Annotated in this window: 12 protein-coding genes and 1 other RNA gene; 6 read left to right on the plus strand and 7 right to left on the minus strand. The window is 42.7% G+C overall.

Annotated elements, in window-relative coordinates; translation table 11 throughout:
- The first annotated feature begins 344 nt into the window (after nt 1-344).
- Nucleotides 345-1,265, plus strand: coding sequence for a hypothetical protein (locus ACX17N_RS02955; RefSeq protein ID WP_458891063.1), 921 nt, complete (start codon nt 345-347; stop codon nt 1,263-1,265).
- 83 nt (nt 1,266-1,348) lie between these two features.
- On the opposite strand, the gene ACX17N_RS02960 is transcribed toward ACX17N_RS02955, so the two are convergent.
- Together ACX17N_RS02960 and ssrA are read right to left on the minus strand one after the other, a co-directional pair.
- Complete coding sequence (locus ACX17N_RS02960) at nt 1,349-2,485, minus strand: tyrosine-type recombinase/integrase (protein WP_458891064.1); 1,137 nt, start codon at nt 2,483-2,485, stop codon at nt 1,349-1,351.
- 182 nt (nt 2,486-2,667) lie between these two features.
- Nucleotides 2,668-3,027, minus strand: a transfer-messenger RNA (tmRNA) gene (gene ssrA, locus ACX17N_RS02965).
- Between the two features lie 129 nt (nt 3,028-3,156).
- Here ssrA and glpK point away from each other — a divergent pair.
- Nucleotides 3,157-4,641 carry a glycerol kinase GlpK gene (gene glpK, locus ACX17N_RS02970; RefSeq protein WP_458891065.1) on the plus strand — a complete coding sequence of 495 codons (1,485 nt, stop codon included), beginning with the start codon at nt 3,157-3,159 and terminating at the stop codon, nt 4,639-4,641.
- Between the two features lie 40 nt (nt 4,642-4,681).
- Here glpK and ACX17N_RS02975 read toward each other — a convergent pair whose 3' ends face one another.
- The 3 genes from ACX17N_RS02975 to ACX17N_RS02985 all read right to left on the minus strand — a co-directional run bounded on the left by ACX17N_RS02975 (nt 4,682) and on the right by ACX17N_RS02985 (nt 8,120).
- Nucleotides 4,682-6,205, minus strand: a complete 1,524-nt coding sequence (locus ACX17N_RS02975; protein ID WP_458891066.1) for a DHA2 family efflux MFS transporter permease subunit — start codon at nt 6,203-6,205, stop codon at nt 4,682-4,684.
- Nucleotides 6,206-6,211: 6 nt separating this feature from the next.
- Nucleotides 6,212-7,348 carry an HlyD family secretion protein gene (locus tag ACX17N_RS02980; RefSeq protein WP_458891067.1) on the minus strand — a complete coding sequence of 379 codons (1,137 nt, stop codon included), beginning with the start codon at nt 7,346-7,348 and terminating at the stop codon, nt 6,212-6,214.
- Nucleotides 7,349-7,622: 274 nt separating this feature from the next.
- On the minus strand, nt 7,623-8,120 hold the full coding sequence (locus ACX17N_RS02985; RefSeq protein ID WP_458891068.1) for a thioesterase family protein: 498 nt from the start codon (nt 8,118-8,120) through the stop codon (nt 7,623-7,625).
- Nucleotides 8,121-8,228: 108 nt separating this feature from the next.
- Here ACX17N_RS02985 and hemB point away from each other — a divergent pair, with 108 nt between their 5' ends.
- Together hemB and ACX17N_RS02995 are read left to right on the plus strand one after the other, a co-directional pair.
- The gene (gene hemB / locus ACX17N_RS02990; RefSeq protein WP_458891069.1) at nt 8,229-9,242 is read left to right on the plus strand and encodes a porphobilinogen synthase; all 1,014 of its coding nucleotides are present in this window, start codon (nt 8,229-8,231) and stop codon (nt 9,240-9,242) included.
- Nucleotides 9,243-9,258: 16 nt separating this feature from the next.
- The gene (locus ACX17N_RS02995; protein ID WP_458891070.1) at nt 9,259-10,377 is read left to right on the plus strand and encodes an NAD(P)/FAD-dependent oxidoreductase; all 1,119 of its coding nucleotides are present in this window, start codon (nt 9,259-9,261) and stop codon (nt 10,375-10,377) included.
- Between the two features lie 4 nt (nt 10,378-10,381).
- Here ACX17N_RS02995 and ACX17N_RS03000 read toward each other — a convergent pair whose 3' ends face one another.
- Together ACX17N_RS03000 and ACX17N_RS03005 are read right to left on the minus strand one after the other, a co-directional pair.
- Nucleotides 10,382-11,278, minus strand: coding sequence for a TIGR01777 family oxidoreductase (locus tag ACX17N_RS03000; protein WP_458891071.1), 897 nt, complete (start codon nt 11,276-11,278; stop codon nt 10,382-10,384).
- A gap of 67 nt (nt 11,279-11,345) precedes the next feature.
- Nucleotides 11,346-11,792: an ABZJ_00895 family protein gene (locus tag ACX17N_RS03005; RefSeq protein ID WP_458891129.1), complete on the minus strand. Its 447-nt coding sequence runs from the start codon at nt 11,790-11,792 to the stop codon at nt 11,346-11,348.
- A gap of 307 nt (nt 11,793-12,099) precedes the next feature.
- Here ACX17N_RS03005 and ACX17N_RS03010 point away from each other — a divergent pair, with 307 nt between their 5' ends.
- Together ACX17N_RS03010 and ACX17N_RS03015 are read left to right on the plus strand one after the other, a co-directional pair.
- Nucleotides 12,100-12,477 carry a VOC family protein gene (locus ACX17N_RS03010; protein ID WP_458891072.1) on the plus strand — a complete coding sequence of 126 codons (378 nt, stop codon included), beginning with the start codon at nt 12,100-12,102 and terminating at the stop codon, nt 12,475-12,477.
- A gap of 106 nt (nt 12,478-12,583) precedes the next feature.
- The gene (locus tag ACX17N_RS03015; RefSeq protein WP_458891073.1) at nt 12,584-13,837 is read left to right on the plus strand and encodes an exonuclease SbcCD subunit D C-terminal domain-containing protein; all 1,254 of its coding nucleotides are present in this window, start codon (nt 12,584-12,586) and stop codon (nt 13,835-13,837) included.
- Nucleotides 13,838-13,840: the final 3 nt, after the last annotated feature.

A 13,840-nucleotide genomic window follows, 5' to 3' on the forward strand; every position in this document is an offset into this window, starting at 1 on the left:
AAATTTTAAGAATAAAAATAGACATCAGTCATTCTAAATTTTAGCCAAGCCTCTATTCTAAGAAATCGTATGGTAATCCATAAATCAATTGATTTTGAAATTGCAATATTTTGATGTTCTTTTGTAGAGAAAGACTTCTCACAATAAGTAAAGAGACTTCCTGTATGACTATTTCATACAGCTATTGCCTTTTATTTTACTATAAAATCAGAAATTTCGATATATTGCCCTATTTTACTGCTTTAGCACTTCATAAAATCATATAAAATTCTTTAAAAAATTGTGTAAAATTAACTTGTAAATATTTCATAAAATACTACGTAGAATTCTACACTGAGATCTGTATGCCAAGATTCAAAGATATAAGACACGAAATTGAGAATGAGTTAAAGAAATACCATAAAGAAGATCTAATGTGGATCTATGAAATTTTATTAGGAGTAAATTCAAGAACTAATACTAGACTCAAATTCAGTGATATTGAAAACCTAAAAAATTTTGATGAGATTAAAGAATTAATTATTAAAGAATTAATAGACTATAATAATGAAAACGAAATAAGACGTAATTTTGAACTATTTTATCAACATAAAAAAAATTTCATTAAAAATGAAATATTTTCAGATTTTAAAAAGGATTTAAGATTATGTTTATTTTTCATATCATATTTAGAAAGCAAAAAAGAATATAAAAATGAAAGCCATCTTGACAATTTATTGATATCAGACAAAAAACCAAGATTTTATTTTTATTCAAAAAACTACATCTACATTAGATTTGTATATTATATTTTATCCAAAGATATAAAGATGAATGAATTGTTAGAGGCCAAAAAAGATTATAATGCTTTAATCAGAAAAAAAATAAATACATCTCTTAAATTTAAAGATGAAAATTTCATAATCTGGGCTATGGAGTACTTAAGACCTTATAGTTACTTTTTAGAAATAGATTTTAGAGAAATATTAAATAGCTCTGATACAGAGCTATTTATTACTTCTTATCTAGACTTCCTTTACCTTTGTAAACCTTTAGAATATGAACTTTTGACAATTAAGATGAATAAAGCATGGAGTCAAAAAAAATTTAGAGATTCAAACAAAGTTAAAAAAGACTATCACTTACCTTTAACTAAAAAATCTAAAGAAGAACTTGCAAAACTATCAGCTTTTAAAAAACTATCTGAATCTGATATTCTGGAGCAACTCATCCACCAAATGTATCTTAAGGAAATGTGTAACGAGAAAGAGAATAGTAAATATTAAGTGTATATTTGATTTTGTAAAATTTTCAAAATATGTAGAGACTTTTATACTCAAAGAGAGTCTCCACATGCATTTCATCCTTATTAAAAACACCAATTTCTTACTTGTTCCCCATACCACTCCATAATTTTTATACGTTCATCCCAGTATTGCGCACGGTTATAGGCTGATCGAATTCTGTTTTGAGGGACATGGGCAAGCTGGCGTTCAATGGCATCTGGGTTAAATAAATTGGACTCATTCACGACAGTACTAAATAATGATCTAAAACCATGTGTAGTCATTCGTCCTGCATAACCTGAACGCTTAATCACAGCTAAGATCGACTCACTACGCATAGGTTCTTTATTATTTAAACGATGTGGAAATAGTAGTTCCTGATTGTGAGTAAGTCTTAAAGCTTTCAGTTCCTCAATCATCATATCCGTCAATGGCACACGATGTGGCAGTCGGTTCTTCATGCGGTCTTCAGGAATATCCCACTTACGCCCTTCCAAATCAAACTCATCCCAACGTGCTTGTAGTAACTCACTGACTCGAACACCAGTCAACATAATTAAAATGATGGCATGATGTGTCTGAGCATCACTTGGATAAGCTCTAACTTTTCTTAGAAATTCAGGCATATCTGAAGCAGGTAATGATGCTAAATTTTTCACACGCTTATTTTTTAGTGCATAGACCAAATCGCCTGCAGGATTATCGTAGCGATAGCCGTGTGCAATAGCGTACTTCATGACCATGCCACAGCGGGATAAAGTCCGTTTTGCCACTTCAAGAGAGCCTCTTGCCTCAATCTTTTTGATGATCTGCAAAATCTCAGGTGCTTGAATTTGGTTAATAGGCTTGTTAGCAAGAGCAATGTAAAGCTCATCCAAAGAAGCTCGAACATTGCTAATGTGTTTAGGTGACCATGTTTCTTTTTGATTATTAAACCAATCTTCTGCAACCTCTTGAAAATGTGGCTGCATCACTTCCGCCTCGACCGTATTTTTGAGTTTATACTTTAAATCAAGAGCTATCTCTCTTGCGCGTTTCAGGCTCAGCTCGGGATATATACCTAATGCTTTTGACTTCCTTTGCCCATTTTCTGTATATCGAATAGACCAGTATTTTTTCCCATTCGGATCGATTCGCAAAGATAGACCATTAATATCAGAAAGACGATACTGTTTTTCTTGAGGCTGTGCTTTTTTACACATTACATCAGTTAGTGACATAGCTTTGTCCCACTTAATAAACTTATTTAGTGGGTCAAATTGTCCCAATATTGACCCACACAAAGCAAAAATAGGGTCAAATCGCTTAGGACAGTATCGGACAATACAGCCAATAAAAAAGCCCTTAAACATTGAGTTTAAAGGCTTTTTTATATTCCGATGGACTACTTCAGAAAGAATTTTGGTGGAGGTGGCGGGAGTTGAACCCGCGTCCGCCAGCACTACGCTCGAGAATACTACATGCTTAGATATCGTCTACTGTTTTAACTCTTTGTGACCCGACGAACAGGGTACAAATCGCGATCCTTTTAATTTAGTACGAAACCCCAAGGCTTGATTTCATACGGACTTGTGTGCGTGCGCTTCAGTCGGACTCTCTAACCACAAGTATTCGGAGAGGCGGACAAGCTGCCCTTAGGCAGCTAGAGCGTATGATTCGTCGTTTGCGACTATTAAAATGCAAATTTTATTTACGAGAGAAAATGCGCTCTCGGCATGCATCTATGAGTTTCATCACCAGCGTCGAAGCCAGAAACACCCCCAAAGTACGCCACAATCATAGCATAAATATCGAAAATTACGAGGTAATTTCACAGTATTTACAGAACTGACTGCGTTCTATTACATTATTGCGGTAATCTTTCATATTTCAAGAGTTAAAAAATAAAAACATGAGCTATTTACTTGCACTTGATCAAGGAACCACCTCCAGTCGGGCTATAATTTTTGACGAACATGGAAAAATTTACGCAATAGCTCAACGTGAAACACAAATTCGCACCCCACACTCAGGTTGGGTCGAACAAGATGCTCAAGAAATTTGGAGCACACAGATTGCCGTCGTGCAACAAGCGATTGCTTCTGCTCATTTGCTTGCCAAAGACATTCAAGCCATTGGCGTGACCAATCAACGTGAAACCACCGTCGTCTGGGATAAACGCACCGGTATTCCTCTAGCCCCTGCCATTGTCTGGCAAGACCGCCGTGCCATAGACTGGTGTGAACAACTGGCCAAACGGAACCTGTTAGCCACTATTCATAAAAAAACAGGGCTAAGAATCGACCCTTATTTTAGTGCAGGAAAACTGGTCTGGTTATTGGAAAATGTCGATGGTCTAAGGACCCTTGCCGAGCAAGGTCATGTGGCTTTTGGCACCATTGATAGCTGGTTGGTCTGGAACTTGACCCGTGGTGCCGAACATGTCATTGAAGCCAGTAATGCATCCCGTACCATGCTCATGAATTTGGCCACACAACAGTGGGATGACGAATTATTAGAATTATTTAATATTCCTGTCTCTGTACTGCCAACCATTATTTCCTCTGACCGCTATATTGCCAATACCGCTCCAGGCTTATTGGGTGCAGAAATCCCGATTGCAGGCATATTAGGAGATCAGCAATCTGCCCTGTTTGGTCAGTCTTGTTTTGAGGTGGGTACGGCCAAAAATACTTATGGCACAGGCTGTTTCATGCTGTTTAATACAGGCGATCAAATTCAATACAGCCAAAACCAACTGCTCACCACACTGGCTTGGCAATGCCAAGAACACAATACCTTTGCCCTCGAAGGCAGTGTATTTATGGCGGGAGCGATTGTGCAATGGCTACGAGATGGGCTGGGCATTATTCATCATAGCTCTGAGGTGGAAAAACTGGCTTGCCAAGTACAAGATTCGGATGGTGTAGTGTTAGTGCCTGCCTTTACTGGACTTGGTGCGCCACATTGGGACAGCAATGCCCGCGCCTTACTATGCGGTATGTCGCGAGGTACCAGCAAAGCCCATATAGCCCGTGCAGCCTTGGAGTCAATTGCCTTTCAGGTCTCTGATGTTTTAAATGCCATGCAAGCAGATATCACTCAACCGCTCAAAGAGTTAAGGGTAGATGGAGGGGCCAGTCAGAATGATATGCTGATGCAGTTCCAAGCCGACATGCTGAATGTCCCTGTATTACGTCCCAAAATGCTGGAATCAACTGCATGGGGTGCAGCGGCCATGGCTGGATTGAAGATGGGCGTATTTTCCAATGTTTCTGAAATTGCTGAATCTTGGCAACTGGATCGTATTTTTGAACCGCAAATGTCTGAAGATCAGCGCCAGCAGCATCTACAACAGTGGAAAACTGCACTGAAACGGGCCAAATCTGAAATCTAAATTAAAAAAACACCGCCCTTATAGCGGTGTTTTTTTAAACTTAATGGCTGGGTCCAGTCACTTTAGTTTTCGGTTTTGGTGCAAGCCAAATCATTAAACTGGCCACCACAAACACCAAGGTCAAAATCAGGAAGACATGATCGACAGACATGGTCATGGCTTCCTTATCCACCAGATTTGAAATTACACCCAAGCTGGTTTCATGGCTCATGCCATTTTGCAATAAAGTCGCCTGTACTTCTGTCGGATGTAAGTTAGAGACCATCTCACTTCGCGCCACTTTGGCATGATCATCCCAAATGGTCACGGCTATGGATGCCCCGATGGCGCCTGCCATGGTTCTTAAAAAGTTCATTAAGCCCGCAGCCGAAGCCATCTCTTGAGTTAAGACTGAGCCTAAGGCAATGTTCGACAAGGGAATAAAGAAAAATGGTACAGCAAAACCTTGTAAGATTTGTGGCATCGCCAAGGTCATAAAATCAGCATCGGTAATCCAGAAAGCCCGCATCAGGGTTACAACACCCATCAACATTAAGCCAAAACTGGCCAAAGCTCGCTGATCATATTTGGTCGACAGCTTTGCCACAACAGGCGACATGGTCAGACTACCAAAGCCCATGGTCGCGGTGAGATAACCCGCCCATGTCGCGGTATACGCCAGATTGACCTGTACCCATTGCGGAATCAATACAATACTGCTAAAGAAGCCGCCAAAGGCAAATGCCAGTGACAAGACCGCAATGGTAAAGCCCCGATATCGAAAAATCGCAATGTTGACGATGGGGTGCTCTTCGGTCAGTTCCCAAATAATAAACGCAATCAGACCGACAATGGTAATGACCGCCAACAGGCATATAAAGCTGCTATTGAACCAGTCATTTTCATGCCCTAGGTCAAGCATGAGTTGCAAGGCACCAATCCAAATCACCAGCAAGCCTAGACCAACCGCATCAATCGGAAGTCGGAATTTATCGGTTTCAGCGGGTTTCAAAAGTCGAATCGCCGCCAAGGCACACACAATCCCCACCGGAATATTGATAAAGAAAATCCAGTGCCATGACCAGTTGTCACTAATCGCCCCACCTAAAATTGGTCCTAAAATGGGGCCAACCACAGTGGTCATTGCCCACATGCCCATCGCTTGCGATTGTTTTTCTGGTGGGAAAATCCGCATCAGGAGCGTTTGGCTGAGTGGCATGATTGGACCGCCAAACAGTCCCTGTCCAATCCGGCAGAACACCAGCATTTCCAAACTGGTGGAAAGACCACACAACACAGAAAAGGTGGTAAAGCCAATTAAACTGATAATAAAAAGCCTGACCGTACCAAAACGCCCAGCCAACCAGCCTGTTAAGGGGACACAAATCGCTTCGGCCACAGCATAGGAGGTAATCACCCATGTGCCCTGTGAGCTGGAAACAGCCAAACTGCCTGTAATATGCGGTACCGAGACATTGGCGATGGTCATATCCAGCACCACCATAAAATTTGCCAATGCCAGTACAAAGGCAGCCAGCATCAAGCGGCCACCTTGTAAATCACCAAAAGGACGATATGGGTTCATGATAAATTACTTCACAGAACGTAAATCAATTTTGGCTTCCATCGACAGGCCGACACGTAACGGATGTTTTGCCAACTCTTGCGGATCTAGAGCAATACGAACAGGCAAACGCTGCACCACTTTAATCCAGTTCCCTGTGGCATTCTGGGCAGGAATCAACGCAAACGCTGCACCTGTACCACCAGAGAAACCCTGTACTGTGCCGTGAAATTCCACCGCATCGCCATATAAATCGGACGACAAGGTCACTTTTTGCCCTGCTCGAACTTTCTCTAGCTGGCTTTCTTTAAAGTTGGCATCCACATACAGTTGTGACACCGGCACCACCATCATCATGACTGTGCCTGGTGCAACGCGTTGTCCTACCTGAATATTACGGCGCGTGACCACGCCATCTAAGGGGGCTTTAATCTGGGTGCGTTCCAAATCAAGCAAAGCTTGCTTTAATTTGGTTTCTGCAATTAACACATCTGGAGTCGAATTCTCATCGCTGTCTTGAATTAGGGCTTCATTCGCAGCAAGGGTACTTTGTGCTGCCTTTTGATTGGAGATGGCCTGAGCCAAAGCCGCTTTGTTTACCGCAAGCCCCGCTTTGGCATTGTTGACGGCAATCTGTGCGGTGCTTAATTCCTCTTTGGAAATTGCTCCTGAAGCACTGAGCTGCTGACGACGCTGCAATTCTTTTTCTGCTTTGCCTAAATCGACCTGTGCTTTTTGCACTTGCGCTTCGGCACTATGAATCCCATCATCACTCACAAAGACTTGCGAATTTAAGGCGCTACTGTTGGCACGGGTTTGTTTGTATTGACGCTTGGCTTTGGCTAATTCGGCTTGTGCAGCGGCCACCGCAATTGTTGCATCTCGATCATCAATTTGTACCAGCACATCGCCCTGCTTGACCTGTTGAGTATCTTTCACCAAAACCTTTTGCACCTGCCCATTGACCATTGAGGTGATCGATGCCGTTTCGGCACCAACATAAGCATTTTCGGTACTGACATAGTGATTCAACAGAAGTGCCCAAATCGCATATACCACCGCAATAATCACAAGGATCAGTCCAAACACCGTGAAGGCTTTTTTACGTTTTGCCTGCATATTGGCATGCGTCGATTGTGATGGAGTTGTTGAGGCTTCTGTCATCGTTTATTCCTTACACCAGACAGACTTGGTCACCACAAAATCCACAAATCACCACATTTTTTTCAGTATTTTTAAAATGCAGGAGTTGTGTCGATGAGAAAGTCATTTCTTTAATTCATATTTGGCTAGGAATATTAAATAAAAAAAATCACATTATGAGAATTATTTTTTAGACTGATCGGTTTATTAATTGATTCAACCCGCCATATCATGACGGGTTCTCAATCATCTTGTATTCATGACATGCAAAGAAATATTTTACTTTTCAATTACTTTAAAAAGCATAAGACGCGATGGCTGTCGCAATGGCTTTATCTTCATCGTTAACCAAAGTCATACGCATGGTGCAGCCTTTACGACCTAAACGTAAAGTTTCTGCACGAGCAATAAAGAATTTGCCGCGACCTGGCGACAAATAATCTACTCGCATATCTACGGTGGCCAAGCGTGTCACTTTTTTAATGGTCTCAGGCAAATGCTCAGGTTCAGCACGTTTGTACAATTCACCCATCGCAACAATCCCGCCGACGCTATCCAGTAGCGTTGCTGCAACACCGCCATGCAAAATTTGAAAGGCCATATTACCAATCATGTTTGGCTGCATTTCGATATAGCCTTCAATCTGCTGATCCACCACGCGCATGGTCATACTATTATGAGAGAAAAAAGGAGAATGGTTAAAGGTATGACACAACTGTTCCAATACCAGATCAAGATCAACTTTTGCGCCCAAGTGAATGCCCCCCGTCCATTTCTTTTCCATATCGCTCATAATTTACTCGAACACCTTAAATTTATAAAAAACGACCGCATTTTGCCCCAAAAGTTACGGGATAGGTCTACAATACTGCCTAGTTTAATACTGATCAGTGAGATTGTTATGACTTATACGTTCAATCGTCCAGCATTTCCTGCCACTCGTATGCGTCGTATTCGAAAAAATGACCAACTACGCGCCATGGTTCGAGAAACTCAACTCACTACCGATCATTTGATTTATCCCGTATTTGTACTGCCAGGACAAAATCAAACCCAAGATATTCCGAGCATGCCGAATGTCCAACGTCTCTCGGCAGACCTGTTATTAAAAAAAGCAGAAACCTTACTCGAACTGGGTGTGTCTAAACTGGCATTGTTCCCTGTAACTCCACAAGAAGACAAAAGCTTAACGGCTGAAGCCGCATGGCGTGAAGATGGTTTAGTTCAGAACACAGTGCGCTTATTCAAAAAAGAATTGCCAGAAATGGTGTTGATTACCGATGGTGCCCTTGATCCTTATACTACGCATGGTCAGGATGGCATTATTGATGACACAGGCTATGTGCTGAATGATGAAACGGTAGAATGTTTAATTAAACAGGCACTCAGTCATGCTGAAGCGGGTGCCGATGTGGTCGCACCGAGTGACATGATGGACGGGCGTATTGGCGCCATCCGCCAAGCACTTGAAGCCAACGGTCATATTTATACCAATATCATGGCGTATTCAGCCAAATATGCTTCAAGTTTCTATGGTCCATTCCGTGATGCGGTGGGTTCTGCCAGCAACTTGAAAGGTGGCAATAAATATAATTACCAAATGGATATTGGCAACCGTGCCGAAGCTTTACATGAAATTGCACTGGATATTCAAGAAGGTGCAGATATGGTCATTGTCAAACCAGGGATGCCCTATTTAGACATCGTCCGTGAAGTTAAAGATACCTTTGGTATTCCTACTTTTGTGTATCAGGTCAGTGGTGAATATGCCATGTTGGCAGGTGCGATTCAAAATGGCTGGTTATCCGATCAGGTGATTATCGAATCCCTCATGAGCTGCCGCCGTGCAGGTGCTGATGGCATCTGGACCTACTTTGCCGAAGAGGCTGCACGCAAACTCAAAGCCATGAACTAATTCACATCGAATCCTTATGAATATCGTCATCATTGGTGCAGGCATCAGCGGTTTATTGTCTGCTTTGGAACTGGTCGAACAAGGTTGCCAAGTCAGCATTTATAACCAGACTTATGCCGGTCAAGCCTCTTGGGCCGGTGGCGGTATTCTCTCTCCGATGTATCCTTGGCGTTATCCACAAGCCGTGAATACCTTGGCCCAGCATGGCAAAGCCCTGTATCAAACTTGGAATGAAAAATTACAGCCGATTACCGGCATTGATTTTCAAATCCATGAAACTGGCATGCTGATTTTCGATGAAGCCGATTTTGAAGTCGGTCTGAATTATAAAACCCAGTTTCAAGAACCGATGCAGCATTGCGAATATTTGCAGCGTGAGCATTTGGAACAGGTCAATCCGCATATCGCCGAGCAATTCCAGCACGCCATCTATTTTCCTGAAATTGCCAATATCAGAAATCCGCGCCTGTTGCAGTCGATTCGACGCTACTTAGAACTGCATCCCAAGGTGAAATTTTGCGATCAAACCCCGATTGAAAAATTTCATGTTCAACATGACCAAGTGCAATATGTAGAAACCGCAGCTGGACAAAAAATCTATGCCGATCAATTTGTGCTTGCCACGGGCGCGTGGTCAGGTTTATGGTCGGAGCAACTCGGTTTAGAACTTCCTGTTCGTCCGATCCAAGGTCAAATGGCATTGATTCAAGCCCCTGCACACTGGTTGCCGACCATGTGTATGAATCAGGTGATGTATCTCATTCCGCGCATAGATGGTCATATTGTCTGTGGTTCTAGCATGCAGGATTGTGGCTTTAATGCCGAAACGTCCGAGCAGATTCAGCAAAATATTTTAGCGGCTGCTTACGAAATGGTGCCAGAGCTAGCCCAGTTCCCTGTGGTACAACAATGGGCAGGTTTGCGCCCAAGTTCACCTGAAGGTATTCCTTATATTGGTCAGTTGCCACATCTAAAAAATGTCTGGCTCAATCTGGGTCATTTTAGAAATGGCTTATGCATGGGACCAGCATCGGCACAATTATTACGTCAGCTGATGTTAAAACAGCCGACCTTCATTGATGCGCAGGCTTATACTCCTGCTCAATGCTTCAGGGTTGTGCCGCAACCGTGTTAAGCCCTTAAAGCAAATTTTGCAGGGCTTCTTTTAGCGTCGGGAATTCAAACTCGAATCCCGCCTGCTGCAAAGCTTGAGGTTGTACAAACTGTCCATTTAAAATCAATTGCGATTGCTCCCCCAGCAAGTTTTTAAATACCCAAGCCGGTAAACTTAACATAGGATGCCGCTTTAACAGTAAGGCCGCGGTTTGCGCAAATTGGCACTGCCTAACTTTTTCGGGTGCCACCACATTAAATATTTTTTGTTCAGTATTTTGGGTAAGAATAAATTCCATAGCACGAAGCACATCTTGCATATGCACCCAGACCACAGGTTGCCGACCATGACCAATTTTCCCGACCAAATTCCACTTAATGGGCAATAACATTTGCGGCAAAATTCCACCACCACGCCCAAATACCACACCTAAACGCATAATTTTGGTGTTTTGCGTCGAATCCGCGAGAGCCGCCTGTTCCCATTGCTGACACAACTGGGACATAAAGATCGATTGCCCCTGTGCGCTTTCAGTACATACTTGCTGCCATTGTTCCGCAGCATCAATGCCGTAATAGCCCACGGCTGAACCCGAAAGAATGCATTTAGGGAAAATTTGCTGACTGTGTAAATAGCGATAGAGTTTCTGCGTGGTTTGAACACGGCTTTGTATCAGCTTCTGTTTGCGCTGCTCGGTCCAGCGCCCCTGAGCAATGCTTTCACCCGCCAAATTAATCACATAATCAATCGACGGGTTTTGTAGTTCCTCGAATTGCTGGATCCAGCTTAAATCAGGATGGCTACGCGTTTGCGGTTTACGCGAAACCCCGATCACTTGATAATCGCGTGCCAATAAATAAGGCACCAGATTTGAGCCTATGAATCCTGAAGCCCCGGTAATCAACACCACTGGTTTGTACATAAAACAATCTCATGGTCAGATGTTTAATCTATAGAATAGAATCCGCACAAATACAAGCCATACTCGGTTAACCAAACATTTTTGTTGCCATCCGTTGTGCCTGTGCTCCATAAAACCAATAGGTCAGCACATACAGGGGGATCGCAATCAATAAGAACATGATGATGACCACGGCCATAAACTGCGGTTGTTGCAGATAGAGCAACAAGTCTTGCCAAATGGTTGGATTGCTGCGTGAAAAGAAATAAATTCCGCCCAGTAGGCCTAACAAATTATAGCCCCAAAAAATCAGGCTAAAGCCGAGCGTAAAACGCTTACGTTCGCTTTGCGTCGGAGCACGTTTTTGTTGTTTCAGGAATTTAAATAACACCCAAATCATTGCCACCAAATAAGGTACAGCGGTTAGGATTCCCCCCATGCCTCGCGGCATCAGCGCTGCGACTACACCGCAAATACAGGTAAACACAACGCACAGGACAAAAAACCAAATAAAATATCGACGGAGGGGTATCATCAACTCAGCTCTAAAAGGGGCAAAAAACCATTATAAAAAAAAAATCAGTTTTTTTTAATTTTCTTGTCAACCAATTCAAACTTGTTCGCGTTAATAAGAGTACAAGGTTTGAAACCGTCAATTTGTACCGGCATCCACAATATTTTCGGCGACCTTCTACCAAAAGCAACAAGCTTGGCGTTATGGTTCAATTTTTAAAACAGCAGCTTAAAAATTGAAAGCATACACCGTTTCTTGACCGACGATTTCATCATCACTCGAATCGTCGGTCTTTATTTTTCAGAAGAATAAAAATGGAATCACGACCATGCAAGCAATGGTTTATTTTGAAATCCAATCCTCTCATCCTGCACGTGATATTCAATTTTACCACGCGATCTTTGGCTGGAGCTTCACAAAAGTGGAAGGCCTGCCGATTGAATATTATCAAATCGAAACGGCAAATTTGCATGGCGGCTTATTAAAACGACCCGTCGCTGTTCCACCGACCCATTGCGGCACCAATGCCTTTACCTGTTCCATTCAAGTTGAGGACTTTGATACAACTGCTGCAAAAATCTTGGAATTAGGTGGACAAGTCGCCATGCCTAAATTTGCCATTCCCAATAAATGCTGGCAAGGCTATTTCCTCGACCCCGATCACAATACTTTTGGCTTGGTTCAACTCGATCCAAATGCTGCTTAAAATTGTATTTTCTTGCGACTGAAGCTGTCGCTTTGAATGTCTACAGCACATGTAGTGCTGCAAAATATGCTAAGTTATACGAGGCATTTTTATACTTTGAAATCACATGACTGTTCGCTTTTTTCATACATCAGACTGGCATTTGGGGCAATTCTTTTACAACCATTCCCGTCAGTACGAGCATGAACAATTCCTTGCGTGGCTCATCGATCAAATCAAAATGCAGCAACCGCATGCCTTGCTCATTGCAGGTGATATTTTTGATGTCATTAATCCTGCATCGAGCGCACAAAAGCAGCTCTACCAGTTTTTAGCCGATGCTCATGCGGTGGCTCCGCACATGCAAACGCTTATGATTGCCGGTAATCATGATTCGGGCTATCGCATTGAACAAGTCGAACCGCTGCTGTCGAAATACAATGCCAAAGCCGTTGGAGTCATTCACAAAAATGCCGAAGGTCAACTAGACCTCAATCGCCTGCTCATTCCGATTGTTGATGAACAGCAACAAATTGTCGCTTGGTGCTTGAGTCTGCCCTTTTTACGTCCTGCTGAAATTACAGGTATTAATGAACAGAGCAGTGACAGTCAAGAAGCCATTGCACATTTACATCAGCAGCTGATTGCAGCAGCCAAAGCCCGTAAAACACCTGATCAAGCCCTGATTCTGATGTCACATGCCCACATGCAAGGTGCTGAAACCTCAGATTCAGAACGCCCGATTATCATAGGCAATGAAGAAGCCCTTTCAACCGCATTATTTGATGAAGTGATTGATTACGTGGCTCTAGGACATTTGCATAAACCGCAAAAAGTTGGACAAGAACATATTCGCTATAGTGGCTCTCCTATTCCCCTGTCCTTTAGTGAAGTCAATTACAAGCATCAGGTATTAGAGATCACGATCGATCCTAAGCTTGAGGCTTCAGCCCGCCTACAACTGAAGGTATTGCCAATCCCGCGCAGTATTGCCTTACATCGTATTCGCGGTGAGATGAATGACGTCTTACAGCAACTTAAAAGTTTAGCCGCTGGTGAAATTGAAAATATTGACCAACGAGAATATGTCGATATTGAGTACCATAGCCTAACCCCTCCACCACCCAATTTACGTCAGCAGTTTGAGCAGGCTTTACCTGAGGGACGTTATCGTCTTGTGCGGATTTCCCGCCAATATTTAGCCTCAGAACAAGATGCTTCAAATGCACAGACCATACAGCTTGAGCCACCTACGCCAACACAACTGTTCCAAAAAGTCTGGGAAAAGCAAGGTTATAGCGCAGATGATGCTGTGTTCAGTGACTTTATGAGTTTGGTACAAGATGCGGAAAAAGCATTAGAAGAAGAACAAAACAGTTAAAGG

It is taken from the genome of Acinetobacter sp. GXMZU3951, assembly GCF_054457875.1.